At 53.1% G+C, this 13,549-nt stretch carries 10 protein-coding genes; 4 read left to right on the forward strand and 6 right to left on the reverse strand.

The features are described from left to right. Positions 1-27 precede the first annotated feature (27 nt). Positions 28-525 (reverse strand): outer membrane protein assembly factor BamE, encoded by a 498-nt coding sequence (locus tag E1N14_RS07515; RefSeq protein ID WP_028779177.1) that lies wholly within the window; start codon positions 523-525, stop codon positions 28-30. Positions 526-1,043: 518 nt separating this feature from the next. On the opposite strand from E1N14_RS07515, the gene E1N14_RS07520 reads away from it, so the two are divergent. Further along, on the forward strand, positions 1,044-2,813 hold the full coding sequence (locus tag E1N14_RS07520; protein ID WP_044734152.1) for a monovalent cation:proton antiporter-2 (CPA2) family protein: 1,770 nt from the start codon (positions 1,044-1,046) through the stop codon (positions 2,811-2,813). A gap of 49 nt (positions 2,814-2,862) precedes the next feature. Here the strand turns inward: E1N14_RS07520 and E1N14_RS07525 are convergent, their stop codons facing one another. Further along, positions 2,863-5,289, reverse strand: coding sequence for a TonB-dependent receptor (locus E1N14_RS07525; RefSeq protein ID WP_025009746.1), 2,427 nt, complete (start codon positions 5,287-5,289; stop codon positions 2,863-2,865). A 731-nt stretch (positions 5,290-6,020) separates the two neighbouring features. Between E1N14_RS07525 and aceB the strand changes: the two genes are divergently transcribed. The 3 genes from aceB (at position 6,021) to E1N14_RS07540 (ending at position 10,710) form a co-directional block, all read left to right on the forward strand. Continuing rightward, the gene (aceB, locus tag E1N14_RS07530; RefSeq protein ID WP_025009747.1) at positions 6,021-7,631 is read left to right on the forward strand and encodes a malate synthase A; all 1,611 of its coding nucleotides are present in this window, start codon (positions 6,021-6,023) and stop codon (positions 7,629-7,631) included. Between the two features lie 73 nt (positions 7,632-7,704). After that, positions 7,705-9,027 (forward strand): isocitrate lyase, encoded by a 1,323-nt coding sequence (gene aceA, locus E1N14_RS07535; RefSeq protein ID WP_028779181.1) that lies wholly within the window; start codon positions 7,705-7,707, stop codon positions 9,025-9,027. A gap of 294 nt (positions 9,028-9,321) precedes the next feature. Next, a complete protein-coding gene (locus E1N14_RS07540; RefSeq protein WP_152134889.1) occupies positions 9,322-10,710 on the forward strand; it encodes an HDOD domain-containing protein in 1,389 nt (462 codons plus the stop codon). Here the strand turns inward: E1N14_RS07540 and E1N14_RS07545 are convergent. From E1N14_RS07545 to E1N14_RS07560, 4 genes are all read right to left on the reverse strand, one after another. Further along, positions 10,690-11,235, reverse strand: coding sequence for a nuclear transport factor 2 family protein (locus tag E1N14_RS07545; RefSeq protein WP_062793945.1), 546 nt, complete (start codon positions 11,233-11,235; stop codon positions 10,690-10,692). The genes E1N14_RS07540 and E1N14_RS07545 overlap by 21 nt on opposite strands. 116 nt (positions 11,236-11,351) lie before the next feature. Continuing rightward, on the reverse strand, positions 11,352-12,176 hold the full coding sequence (locus E1N14_RS07550; RefSeq protein ID WP_025009748.1) for a M90 family metallopeptidase: 825 nt from the start codon (positions 12,174-12,176) through the stop codon (positions 11,352-11,354). 179 nt (positions 12,177-12,355) lie between these two features. Continuing rightward, the gene (locus tag E1N14_RS07555; RefSeq protein ID WP_025009749.1) at positions 12,356-12,760 is read right to left on the reverse strand and encodes a hypothetical protein; all 405 of its coding nucleotides are present in this window, start codon (positions 12,758-12,760) and stop codon (positions 12,356-12,358) included. Beyond that, on the reverse strand, positions 12,720-13,463 hold the full coding sequence (locus E1N14_RS07560) for an AAA family ATPase (RefSeq protein WP_025009750.1): 744 nt from the start codon (positions 13,461-13,463) through the stop codon (positions 12,720-12,722). The genes E1N14_RS07555 and E1N14_RS07560 overlap by 41 nt, the downstream gene beginning before the upstream one ends. Positions 13,464-13,549: the final 86 nt, after the last annotated feature.

A 13,549-nucleotide genomic window follows, 5' to 3' on the forward strand; every position in this document is an offset into this window, starting at 1 on the left:
TTGTCTGTGCAAGCTTGGAATTCGGAATTACTTACCGTCCTGCTGGTGCTTATTCATTTTGGCGGGATCTTGCTCTTCAACCAGAGGCTTTTCATCACCGCGTTGCTGCGGGATCTGCGGCGTCAGCTCTGGGCTGTTGGCCATTGGCAGGCTGCTTTGCTCCAGTGGGGTATTGAATTCATTACTCAGTTCATAATCCCCTGTGACTTTGGCCAATTGATCACCGGTAAAATGCAGGATCAGTTCCTTATGGGTAATACTGGCATCACGACCACTCTTGTAATGGTAAACATAGTACCAGGTATCATCCTTGAAGCTGTCACGCAGCACAGGACGCCCAAGCACAAATTCCACCTGTTCCTTGGTCATGTCGATGCGCAGCTTTTCCACCTGCTGAGGCTCCATATAGTTGCCCTGTGGAATATCAGGCTTGTACACCAGCCAGTCAAAGACACTGCAGGCACTGAGTGAGAGGGTGAGCGCACTGACGCTCAGCAGGGTAAGACTTTGCTTTTTAATTGACATTGAATGTGCTACTTCATGAAAAACTGTCGGCCATAATACCCAAGCCCAGCCCGTGCTGACAAGGGCTATTGACTCGGCGCTTGAGGCTTCGACAACATAAAAGTGACTTGGTTCGTCTCTCTGTTGCCAAATTGTTGTCTTGGCTCAAATTAACACCTGGCAAATAGAATAAGTTAACGGGGGCGGCGGCTGATTCTTCCTGGTTTAGCTAAGCGCACCATGACAGACTGACAAGAAATTTGAAATCGCTTTACCGGCTTGCAATAAGCCTGCTGCAGCATTGAAAACTATTTGTATTTAAAAGACTTATTTTTATATTTGCGCAAAATTTCGGTTATCAAGGTCTATAAAGCTGGCTATACTGAAACTCCCGTGATAGGCCTGAGCAAAAGCTAGTTTGGGCCGTTTCTAGTATCCATGCATTTTTAGGGCTGAACTTGGTCTTAGTGGCAAAGTGCATCCCGGAATATAAGAGTGACAAACAACAGCCCTCTATCGCCATTTGTTAAGGAGTCTTGATGGAACAGGCCGGCATCTTTACCTCAGTGCTCATGTTTCTGCTCGCTGCCGTGGTTTTGGTCCCATTGGGCAAACGCTTTGGTATCGGCCCCATTCTTTCTTACCTCGCTGCCGGCGTCTTGCTTGGGCCGGGTGGCATTGCCGTGGTGTCTGAGCCTGCCGCCGTGCTTCATTTTGCCGAACTTGGGGTGATCCTCATGCTGTTTGTGATGGGGCTGGAGTTAACCCCGGGCAAACTCTGGGAGCTTCGCAGTGCCATATTTGGCCTCGGCAGTGGTCAGTTGCTGCTGTCCTGGGCCGCGGTCAGCGCCTTGGCATTCGGTGTCGGACTTTCCATCGAAGCGGCGGTGATTATCGGCGCGGCGCTGTCATTGTCTTCTACCGCATTTGCGGTGCAGCTGATGAATGAACAGCGGCTGCTTACCACTCCAGTGGGGCGTGATGCCTTTGGGGTATTGCTGATGCAGGACTTGGCGGTGATCCCCATGATGCTGCTGATTGCTTACCTGTCGCCGAGCGGCGCCGATCCGGCTCATCATGCCGTGCCCTGGTATTGGACCTGTGTGGCTCTCTTGGGCTTTTTGCTGGTAGGTAAGTACCTGCTTCCCAAGGTATTGCAGCTGGTGGCGGCCAGTGGTGTCCGTGAAGTGCTGACGGCATTTTCGCTGTTACTCGTGATGGGCAGTGCGGCGTTGATGGCCTGGCTCGGGCTGTCGGCCGGTATGGGGGCATTTTTGGCCGGTATCATGTTGGCCAACTCTGGGTACCGCCATCAGCTTGAAACCGATATAGAACCCTTCAAGGGCTTGCTGCTGGGGCTGTTCTTTATGGCCGTGGGCATGACCATGGATCTTGGCTTGCTGCTGAAGGAGCCTTTGGCGTTGCTGGGGATCCTCTTTGGCATGTTGGCGGTCAAGACTTTGGTGCTGATGTTGCTTGGAAAGCTTAGGCACCATACCTGGCGCAGTGCCATGGTGCTGGGTTTGATCCTGGCAGAAGGTGGTGAATTTGCTTTTGTCCTGCTTTCCCAGGCGCAGCTGTCGGGGATCTTGTCTGAAAAAATCAGCCAGATGTTAGTGTTGGCTATAGGCTTGTCGATGGCGATAACCCCTTATCTGCTTAAGTTGTTCAAGCAGCTCGGTAAACCGGCCGAAACCAGCCGTCTGCCGGATGTGATAGAAGCGGCTGACAGTGAAGTGGTGATCGCCGGTTTTGGTCGCATGGGGCAGATAACCGGTCGTATTTTGGCATCCTCCGGGATCCCGTTTGTGGCGCTGGATAAAGACGCCCGCCACGTGGATGTGGTGCGCCAGTTTGGTGGTGAGGTGTACTTTGGTGATGCCAAGCGACTCGATATGCTGTTTTCGGCCGGTTTGCCCAAGGCGCGGGTGATCCTGGTGGCGGTTAATAATGTGGAAGACTCACTGCAAATAGTGACTCAGGTGAAGACTCACTTCCCTCATGTGGCCGTAGTTGCCAGGGCCCGTGACCGTAACCATGCCTATCGTTTGATGAGCCTGGGGGTGACTTCGGTATTTCGGGAAACCTTTGGTTCGGCGCTCAGTGCCAGTGAGAGTGTGCTGCATACGCTGGGTCTGAGTCAGGTACAGGCCAATGAGCGGGTGAAGATATTTGCCGAGCATGATAAGGCGCAGGTCGAGGCCGGGGCCAAACATAAGGACGATCTCAAGGCGCTTATTCGTTTGTCCAACAAGGGCAGGGCGGAGCTGGAGTCATTGATGCGGGCGGATAAAGACAAGGGCCTGTAAGGGTTCTGCCTTGAGACAAAAAGCGCGCCGATTGGCGCGCTTTTGTGGTTTAGAAGCGGTAGCTGACACTCAACTTGGCGTTGCGTTCGGCCCCCGGCATGCCGCCAAGGAACATCGCCTTGTCGTAGTAGCGGGTGTTGAACAGGTTATTGAGGTTCAGCTGCACACTCCAGTCATCGGTCTTGTAGGCAATGGCCGAGTCCCAAACTGTGTAGGCGGGCACTTTGCCATCCGGGATCCCGAAGGAATCCGAGTTGGTGCTGCGCTCGTCGACATAACGAACTCCAAAGCTGACGGACAAGGGTTGCGGCAGCGCCTGCCACTGATGGCTGTAAGTGACCCAGGCACTGGCACTGACCTGAGGAACCCCTTTCTGGCGGCTGTTGTAGCTGCTGGAGTTGGGGTCATTCTTGTTGCGTGCATCCTGATACAGACCATTGAGGTTTATCAACCATTCTTCATTGAGGTGAGCGTTGAGATCCAGCTCGGCACCAGTGGTCTTGTCCTTGCCATCGTAAAAGAACTCGGGCACTGAGATGTTGTAGTCAGGTGCACCTTCTTTGTCATTGTATTCCGGGTTACCGTAGCGCAGGTTAGTGCGCTCGCTCTGGAACAGGACCAAGGAGCCGAGCAGCTGATCGTCAAAGCCCTTGAAGCGCATACCGAGATCATAGCTCAGGGATTCAGAATCCTTCCTGTCCGCCGCGCCGCCGCTCTCAGCACCCGTTACGGCACCGAGCACGCTGTAGGCCGTGCGTCCTTTGGCATGATTGACGAAGAAGGACAGATTATCCGTCGGCATATAAGTTAACCCCAGGTTGTAGGTAATGCCGTGATCTTTGGTGTCTTGCTCCGGGGTCGGATCTTTTTTAGGGGTGCCCAGATGACTGTACTTCTGCTCAATCTCATTGAACGCTACACCCACCCTGGCAGTAAAGGTTTCACTCAGGTAACCCACATACTGCATGCCCAGACCCCAGGCGCGGACTTGTTTGTTGTAGTTGTCCTTGAGATCCGGGTTGTAGTCCTCAAAGGCTTTGTCACCCCAGTTGGGATTGCGGATATCCAGAATATAAGGCAGTTCACCGCCGCCATCTTTGTCGTACAGTGCCCAGCTCTTGTAGGCGATATCTCTGTCTTCCAGATTGGCATTCAGCAACAGCTCACTGTCTATGCCTGCCAGGCTGAAGTTGTAGCGCATATCGGCAAAGTACTGCCAGGATTTCTCGTGGGCATCTACCTTGCGGTATTCCTGTCTTCTGGCGGCATAAGGATACAGGACATCATCAATCACCAGTGGCGCACGGGGATCGGCATTGATCACGTCTACGGATTTGACCTTGCGTTTCCAGTAAACATAGTTATATGCGCCAGTCTGGCGGATGAACCCGGACTGGTAGTCTCTATACTGTAACTGCTGATTGAGCTGCAGATTGTCACTGAGGGCGATGTTGTGGTTCAGCTTGAAGCGCCACTCTTCGCCTTCATTGGGCCTGCTGATGGGAGAAGCCAGGCTGGTATCGCCTATGTCGAAGGGTTCGATTCCATCGCTCGCCACCAGGGAGTCAGCCAGTTGTTGCCGCTGCGCCTCGGTCAGTTGAATGCCGGCGCCATTGGGGTCGTTAACCAAATCTTGCCAGCTGACTTGTGCGCCGCTCAGGCCGCCGGTAGAGGCGGCGTTGTAGATACGTATCGGGTGGCCTACAGAGTCTACTTGCACAGAGTCTTTAATCCAAGCGGCCGACAGCACCAGATCTTGAGAGTTTGAAGGCAGAATTTTCAACGAGGCATAGACTTCATCTCTGTCGCTGCCAATATCACGATAGCCATCGCTACGGGCATGTTTGGCCACCAGGCGATAGGCCAGGGTGTCGCTCAAGCCTCCGGTAGAGTCGAGCCCCAGGCTGTAACTGTTCCAGGAGCCCACTTCGGCGCTGACTTCTGTGCTGTCCTGAAATTGAGGTTTCTTTTCAATAAGGTTGATGATCCCGCCGGCGCTGCCCATACCATAGAGCCCGGTCGCAGGGCCTTTGAGCACCTCAACCGCTTCCACATTGGTCATGGAGCGAGTGGGATTAAAAGTGTTGCCGAGTCCTGCGCCGCCGTACATGCCGTCATAAGTGTAGTTGGCGTCCAGGCCACGGATCACCAGGTTATCTCCTATGCCGTAGTTGTTGCCGGCTTGGGTAACACCACTGATGTTACGCACCAGATCCTGCAGAGAGTCTGCCCCCTGGGCGGCAAACAGCTCTTTATCTATCACCACCAAAGCCGCCGGGGTTTCCATCAGAGACATATCTGATTTTGTCGCCAGCCCTGAATTCATTACCACCTTGTTTTGTTTGCCATAAACGGTAATGCGTTCCACATCCTGTGATACCTGTTGTGACTGAGTCGCTTCGTTTGCCTGTGCGGCCTGTGCCATGGTCAGCGACAGGCAAGCCGTCACCGCCAGAGATATTGCGGATTGCTGCATTTGAGATCATCCCCCTCTAAAGTAGGGTGCGAATGATAATGGTTTTTATTTGTCTTGCAACAAAAGTTTCAAACTGTGTCAACCGAATGGATATTTTTTGACTAAGTCACTTGGATCCTGTTTCGGGAGCAAAATAGGCAAGTTTTTGAAAAAAATTTAAAAAAAATCGTTTTTTTATTGCTGCTGACCAAAGAGTCGGCCTGTGTTGATCACTATACGCAAGTCGTGAAAAACGGATCTCGATCACGTTTAACTCTGACCTTTACGTAAAGGTTAGAATTAAACGCTCGTTTAATATTCATCACGGTTGCATTATTGTTAACTATTTATTTTTGTTGGTTATTTGAAGTTGACCCTGACGAGAGTTCGAAACGAATATTCGCGGATTAGACCTAAGTTTTAATGATATTTTATGGAAATTAATTGTTCCTTATTGTTATTTAATTACGTAATAAATTACTTTGGCGTTTGTGTGGTCAAGTTGTCTGACATTTTTCTGTAATCTGCAGCATAAGTCTTTGTGGTTTAATATTTTTTATTTTAAAAACAATTGATTGCGCTTTGGATTTTGGCTTGGTCATACCAATTGTTAGTCAAGTTAAAGCCTAGTTTTTGACGGTTTTTTAGACATGCCGACTGTTGCAAATACAAATGTTTATAGATAGGTTTTAGTACGAAACGAACATTTGAAGGGTTTGGCAGCCTTATCTGCCATCCAGGGAGACAGCAGCATGATAGCAGAGACAGTCGCACAGCAAGGGCTCAGTATTAAGGGGGCCGAAATACCACAGCAGCAGAGCCTTTTTACTGAAGGTGCGCTCAACTTCCTCGAGGCTCTGTGTCGGGAGTTTGCTCCGGAAGTGACCAGTTTGCTGGAAAAGCGTGAGCAACGTCAGCAGCGGATAGACGGCGGCGAGTTGCCGGACTTTTTACCGCAAACCCGAGCCATTCGAGATGGTGATTGGCAAATTCGCGGTATACCGGCGGATCTTAAAGATAGACGGGTCGAGATCACCGGGCCTGTGGATCGCAAGATGATCATCAATGCGCTCAACGCCAATGTAAAAGTCTTTATGGCCGACTTCGAAGATTCGCTGGCACCCAGCTGGCAGAAGGTGGTCGAGGGCCAAATCAACCTGCGTGACGCCGTCCGCGGTGAAATTGATTTCACCGCGCCGGAAACCGGCAAACACTATCAATTGCAGGCCAACCCCGCGGTATTGATTGCCAGGGTGCGGGGGCTGCACCTGCCGGAGGCGCATGTCGAATTCAACGGTAAGCCTATTCCCGGCTGCTTATTCGACTTTGCTTTGTACTTTTATCATAACTATCGCCAACTGCTTGCCAAGGGCAGTGGACCTTACTTCTATATTCCCAAGCTCGAGAGCCATCTTGAGGCGCGCTGGTGGGCCAAGGTGTTTGCCTTCGCCGAAGAGCGTTTCTGCCTGCAGAGCGGCACCATCAAGTGCACCTGTCTGATTGAAACTCTGCCGGCCGTGTTTGAGATGGAGGAGATCCTCTATGAGCTGCGCTCCAACATAGTGGCGCTCAATTGTGGCCGCTGGGATTACATTTTCAGCTATATCAAAACCTTGAAGAAGCATCCCGATCGTATTTTGCCGGACCGCCAGCAAGTGACCATGGATAAGCCGTTTCTCAGCGCCTATTCACGCCTGCTGATCAAGACCTGCCACAAGCGCGGCGCTCTGGCGATGGGCGGCATGGCAGCCTTTATTCCCGCCAAGGATCCGCAAACCAATGCCCAGGTGCTGGAACGGGTTCGCAAGGACAAAGAGCTTGAGGCCCGAAACGGCCATGACGGTACCTGGGTGGCACACCCTGGCCTGGCTGATACCGCCATGGGGATTTTCAACGAATATATAGGTGAAGAGCACGCCAACCAGCTGCATATCACCCGCGACGTGGATGCACCCATCCTGGCGGCCGAGCTGCTCAAACCCTGTGATGGTGAGCGCACCGAAGAGGGGATGCGACTCAATATCCGTATTGCGCTGCAGTACATAGAAGCCTGGATTGGCGGTAATGGTTGTGTGCCCATCTATGGCTTGATGGAAGACGCAGCCACAGCGGAAATCAGCCGCGCCTCTATCTGGCAATGGATCCAGCACGGGCAAAAGCTTTCCAACGGCAAGCCGGTGACCAAGGCGCTGTTCAGCGCCATGTTGAAAGAAGAGTTGGCCAATGTGCGTGAAGAGCTCGGCAGCGAGCGTTTCGATAACGGCCAATTCAAGCAGGCGGCAAGCTTATTGGAAGAGATCACCACAGCCGATGAGCTGGTGACCTTCCTGACCTTGCCGGGCTACGAGCTGCTTACCCGATAACCCCATAACCATTAACGGCAGCTGCCCGCGGGGGCTGGGTGGCTGCCAAATTACCCTACGAAGGAGAGTCAAAATGACCAAGGCAACACAGAATTCACGTCAGGCGCAGATAGAAGCTTTGAAAAAAGATTGGGCTGAAAATCCACGTTGGCAGGGCGTTCGTCGTCCATTTACCGCAGAAGAAGTTGTAGCATTGCGCGGTTCAGTGGTTCCTGAAAACACTATCGCCAAGCGCGGCGCAGCCAAGTTGTGGGAACTGGTTAACGGCGGCGCGAAGAAGGGCTATGTTAACTCTCTCGGTGCTTTGACCGGCGGTCAGGCCGTGCAGCAGGCCAAGGCCGGTATCGAGGCCATCTACCTTTCAGGCTGGCAGGTGGCGGCCGATGCCAACCTGGCGGGCACCATGTATCCGGATCAGTCACTCTATCCGGCCAACTCTGTGCCTGCCGTGGTGGGGCGGATCAATAACTCCTTCCGCCGCGCCGATCAGATCCAGTGGAACCAGGGTAAAAACCCGGAAGATGAGGGTTATGTCGATTACTTCCTGCCGATTGTGGCCGATGCCGAAGCTGGATTCGGTGGCGTGCTGAACGCCTATGAGCTGATGAAGTCCATGATAGATGCCGGCGCCGCCGGGGTGCACTTCGAAGATCAGCTGGCCTCGGTGAAAAAATGTGGTCACATGGGCGGTAAGGTTTTGGTGCCGACTCAGGAAGCGGTACAGAAGCTGGTAGCGGCCCGTCTGGCAGCCGACGTATCCGGAGTGGATACTCTGGTGATTGCCCGTACCGATGCCAACGCCGCTGATCTGCTGACCTCAGATTGCGACCCCTATGATCGCGACTTCATCACCGGAGAGCGTACCCAGGAAGGTTTCTACCGGGTGAAGGCTGGTTTGGATCAGGCCATTTCCCGCGGGCTTGCCTACGCACCTTATGCCGACCTTATCTGGTGTGAAACCGCCAAGCCGGATCTGGAAGAGGCGCGCCGCTTTGCCGAAGCCATCCATGCCCAGTATCCGGATCAACTGTTGGCGTATAACTGTTCACCTTCGTTCAACTGGAAGAAGAACCTGGATGACGCCACCATTGCCAAGTTCCAGCAGGAGCTTGCCAACATGGGCTACAAGTACCAGTTCATCACTTTGGCCGGTATTCACAACATGTGGTACAACATGTTCGATCTCGCCTACGACTATGCCCGCGGCGAAGGCATGAAGCACTATGTTGAGAAGGTTCAGGAAGCCGAATTCGCTGCCGCGCAGAAGGGATACACTTTTGTGGCGCATCAGCAGGAAGTGGGTACAGGTTACTTTGATCAGGTGACCAATGTTATCCAGGGCGGCCAGTCCTCTGTCACGGCTCTGAGTGGTTCGACCGAAGAAGAGCAGTTTTAATCCCCTGTGTTGGCGTCCTCGGGCGCCACTTCCCCGGAAATGAACCTACGCCATTTTCGGGGGTAATTTGTGACTTTCCCAGTCATTTGAGCCTTGTTGCTTGTGTTTTGGCGACTCATTGAGTCGCCTTTTTTTGTTGTAATTGTGTTATTTCTTTGAAGTTTGTGCTTTATTCATAACAAGAGTTCCATTCTCAAGCCCACCGCTGGGCCAATACCTGAAAGAGTTGAGTCGTATTTGAAATCAGCCAACAAGGGGGTGGATTACTGGACCCGCAGGATCAGTGATCAGGAAATGCCCGCACTTTGCTCAACAATAAGGACATTGGAAAAACTCGCCAAGGACGATGTGTCCTCCATGGCGATTCTGGGGCGCAGCATAATGCACGACAATGCGCTCACTTCCCGTATTTTGCGGGTGGCCAACAGCGCCATCTATAACAAGGGGATAAGCCCTGTTACAACGGTCAGCCGCGCTGCCGTGGTACTGGGGTTCGACACCATCCGCAATATCTGCATTACCGCCAAACTCCTCTCCAGTTTGCTGGAAAGCAAAAATCTGGCGCCCTCGGTTTATCAAAGGTTGCTTAAGCTGATGGCTCAGGCGTTTCAGGCCGCCATGTTGGCCAAGATGATGCTCGATGGCTACGATGAGGAGTTGCAGGAGGAGGCGTTTATTGCCGCGCTGCTCTATCACTTGGGTGAGAGTGCCTTTTGGAGCACGGGAGCCGAACTGGCCGAGGAGCTGGATTTGGCCCTCAGCGCCGAGAGTGATGCCGTAAATAGGCTCAATCTGGTGCGCGAGGCGCTCGGGGCTTCATTCAATCAGCTCAGCCAGGGGCTGGCCCGCAGTTGGGGCCTGGGTGAACTATTGTGCAAGTCGCTCAGCAATCCCGATGAACGCACGCCGGAAATTCGCAGTATTTTTCTGGCCAATAAACTCAGCGAAGCGCTGGCCGGCGCCGCACTCAAACCCGAGGAGCTGGAGCGGCGCCTTAAACAAGCCGCCGATATGCTGCAGTTGGATACAGATGAGTTTCGTGGCCGGGTCCTTCGCTGCTCCAATGCTACCGTTAAGTTAGCCGAAGCCTATGGCGCCAAGGTGCTTATCGAGTATCTGCCGGACACAGATCAGCTGCTGCCCCAGGAGAGGGTGGCTGAGGTTGTAGTGCGCGAGGCAAATCTTGCGTTCCAGCTGAAAAAACTCAGAGAGCTGACCGGATTTGCCGTCGAGAAGACTGATTTCAATAAGGTAGTGACCACGGCATTGGAGGGAATACTCGAGGGTATTGGTCTCGACCGCTGCGCCGTGCTCTTGCTGTCACCGAGCAGGCGCATGTTGCAACCGAGAATCGCGCTGGGGGACGACGCCGAGGAGATGAAAAACGACTTTATTCTCGAGCTGGAAGGCCGTGGCACCTTGCTGAGGGATTGTATTGAAAATCAGAAACTGGCCTGGCAGGGCGAGGGGGCCAACAAAGCCGTACTGGGTGAACAGCTGGCGAGAAAAGTCCCCGCCAGTGGTTTTATGCTGGCACCGCTGAAAGTGGACAATAAGGTAATTGGCGTCTATTACGCCGACAAGGCCAGTTCGGGCCGGGATATTCATCCTGAAGATTTTGACAGTTTTGGCCACTTCGTGCAGCTGGCCAACATCTGTTTCTCAGTTGCCTTCAGGCACTGATTTCTGCTTTTTGCGATACAGCTTTATCTGATCGGTAATTCTTGGCGCCAGGGCGTTGGGAATGGGGAAACTCAGGCTGTATTGCAGTATTTGCCAGCCTTGTTCGGTTTTGACAAGCGTGCCTGTGCCCCGTCCAAGCCCATAGGACTGGCTGTCCAGTAGTTCATCGAACACTATCACATCGCCGTGTTGTACAAGGCGGCGCGAGGAACTTTGGTAAGTCCAGCCCTTGGTGGCACGGGCATACTGCTCAAATTCAACCATATTCCAGTATTCACTGGCATCTGTACCGATAAACCCCGCATCGGGGCTGAAGAGGCTAAAGTAGCTGTCCCAGTCGGCATTGGCAGCACTTTGGTGCAGCTTATCCAATACCGAAGCGGCCTGAGCTTGGCTATCATCGAGCTGGCCGTTTTGCTCCTGGCCGTTTTGATTGCCGGCTTCCGGGCTATTTGCCAAGGCTGAATGGCCGTAAATCGGTAGCAGCAGCGCTGTAGTCAGCAACAGAGGCTTAAGGTGCAACATAATGTTTCCTCTTATAAATTTTTATTGTCGGCCCCAGCTTAACCCAATTGGGCACAAGATGTGAGCCAAATGGGTTTTCTGTTTGCAGGCATGTAGTTATCCAGTTGAAAGCTGGCCTAGTGCCAACTCAGGGGATCGAGACGATAAAAGCGGCTCAGTTCCTGGTAGAGTGCCGGATAATCGGCTCTCATCTGCTGCGGCTGTTCGAAGAACACCTCGCTTATTACGGCAAAGAACTCGGCCGGATTGGTGGCGCCGTAGTAACTGAATAGGCTGGGCTCACCACTGGCGGCCTGAGCCTGCAGTTTGGCAAACTCTCGGCCAAGTACCTGCGACCACACAGGGTAGGCGTTGAACTCGCCGAGTCTGGGAGCGCCATTGGCATCGCCTGCTTCCTGATCCAGTTGATGGGCGAATTCATGGATCACGACATTCCGGCCGTCTGCCGGATCGGCGGCGTCATCCAGGGTATTTTGCCAGGAAAGGACGACCTTCCCCTGACCCCAGGATTCTCCTGCCAATAACCTTTGGCTGTGCCATTCCAGGCCATTGGCATCCCGCTGCTGCTGGCGAACAATAAAGGCCGATGGGTACACCAGAATTTGTCTCAGGTTAGGGTAATAGTCGGTTTGGCGATTGAGTAACAAGAGACAGGCCTGCGCGGCTATGGTCAGGCGGATTTCGTCATCTATCTCCAACCCGTCGCAACCGACAAACTGCTTTTCCGCCAGAAACACCTGGATGTGTTTCTTGAGCTGCAGTTGCAAGTCACTGGGCAGGGAACGGAAATAGGGCATACGTTTTTTCAGGATAGTGCGCCATTCCTTGGGGAAGGGCTTGGCGCGTATCTTGTCTCTGCGTCTGCGATCCCGCCAGGATTGGCTGAGGATCCAACCTATGGCGCTGGCGCCGGCGGCAAGGGTGATCAGAATGGCCAGCATGATCCGGCTCCATAGCTAAAGCGTCTAATCCGATCTGTGGGGGCTCAGTGGGAATAACTCAAGCTCGGCGCATGAAAAACAAGCAAAAAAAAGCTGACAGCAAAGAGGTTGAAACCTGTTATCGGCTGTCAGCAAAGGGTGGGAGTGTCAAACAGTCCACACATTTCAAGGGAAAGGAATCAGTCCGGCATAAACTTCTGCTCCAACTCGCGGCGCTCTTGCGGTGTCAGGCTGTGATGATGCTTGATAAGCAAACGTATCAGGCGTGACTTGGCAATATCACAGTCGCTGGCCATTTCGGCCAGGTGGCTGATGGCCGCTTCACTCAGGGTGAAAGTTGCCTTGCGAAAAGGTTCGTGGCGGCGTTTGGGTATCAGCTTTTGCTGAGCGGCTTCCAGATGGGTGGAAGCTGTATTGGAATACCGCTGCTCAACCGGCATAGTTGCCGCCGATTGCTGTGTTTGCCCCATGGCGTAATAGATGGCACCGTCGATAAACTCATCCAGGGATTGCATGGCCAACATACGCTTACGGGCATCGACCTCAGATGGCGTAACGTTTTTCTTCAGATCGGCCAGTCCCATACTGAGTCCTCATGCTGTTGAGTTGGTTGGTCATCAGGCGGCTGCGGATTTCAGTGGCATTCTGTGCCTGCAGCATTTCGCAGGCGATGGCACGGATCTCGGCGGCGGCCTTGCCCTTGGGCTCAAATTCAATTACCGAGCGGCCAGACTCTTCGCTGTCATCATAGATGTTACGGCTGTAGGTAATGGCGTCCAGCACATTGATATCATAGGTTTTGCAGACTTCCTTGGCCTCGAGAATACGGCTGGCCTGATTGGGCAGGTTAGGGCACTGGGTGATGACAAAAGAGGCGCGCATCTTGGGGTTTATCATCATGCAGGTAGCGACAATGTCGTCCATATGGCTGACGGTTTTAAGATCGCGGCGCTTGGGCCTGAGGGGCATAAGTACATGGGAGGCCACTGACATGGTGGCACGCAGCGCCAGGTTGTCCTGGCCGCCGCAATCGACTATCACATAATCGTAGTGTTGCTCCAGGCTCAGCAGATCGTTGCGGATTTTGCCATAGAGTTGAACACAGTTGATCCCGGCTAGTTTGCTGTCGTTGTTGCGGGCCTGGATCCAATCAGAGGTGGTTCGCTGAGGGTCGCAATCCACCATGATCACCGATGCGCCACATTCCACCGTGAGAAAAACGGCAATGTTTTGTGCCAGGCAGCTCTTGCCGCTGCCCCCCTTTTCACCGCCAACGAGTATGATCATTGTCTTGCCCTCTGAAAGCCTGTTATTAAGTTATTTGCTCTTTCCCTGATGGCTTACAACTTTCCTTGGTTCGGGAGTGTTCCCAA

The sequence above is a fragment of the Shewanella algae genome (assembly GCF_009183365.2).
GTDB lineage: Bacteria > Pseudomonadota > Gammaproteobacteria > Enterobacterales > Shewanellaceae > Shewanella > Shewanella algae.

Excerpts from the sequence above, each read along its gene's own strand:
- E1N14_RS07555 (WP_025009749.1), bottom strand. The coding sequence starts at position 12,760 with ATGGGACTGGCCGATCTGAAGAAAAACGTTACGCCATCTGAGGTCGAT.
- E1N14_RS07515 (WP_028779177.1), bottom strand. The coding sequence starts at position 525 with ATGTCAATTAAAAAGCAAAGTCTTACCCTGCTGAGCGTCAGTGCGCTC.
- E1N14_RS07560 (WP_025009750.1), bottom strand. The coding sequence starts at position 13,463 with ATGATCATACTCGTTGGCGGTGAAAAGGGGGGCAGCGGCAAGAGCTGC.
- E1N14_RS07520 (WP_044734152.1), top strand. The coding sequence starts at position 1,044 with ATGGAACAGGCCGGCATCTTTACCTCAGTGCTCATGTTTCTGCTCGCT.
- E1N14_RS07525 (WP_025009746.1), bottom strand. The coding sequence starts at position 5,289 with ATGCAGCAATCCGCAATATCTCTGGCGGTGACGGCTTGCCTGTCGCTG.
- aceB (WP_025009747.1), top strand. The coding sequence starts at position 6,021 with ATGATAGCAGAGACAGTCGCACAGCAAGGGCTCAGTATTAAGGGGGCC.
- E1N14_RS07540 (WP_152134889.1), top strand. The coding sequence starts at position 9,322 with ATGCCCGCACTTTGCTCAACAATAAGGACATTGGAAAAACTCGCCAAG.
- E1N14_RS07545 (WP_062793945.1), bottom strand. The coding sequence starts at position 11,235 with ATGTTGCACCTTAAGCCTCTGTTGCTGACTACAGCGCTGCTGCTACCG.
- E1N14_RS07550 (WP_025009748.1), bottom strand. The coding sequence starts at position 12,176 with ATGCTGGCCATTCTGATCACCCTTGCCGCCGGCGCCAGCGCCATAGGT.
- aceA (WP_028779181.1), top strand. The coding sequence starts at position 7,705 with ATGACCAAGGCAACACAGAATTCACGTCAGGCGCAGATAGAAGCTTTG.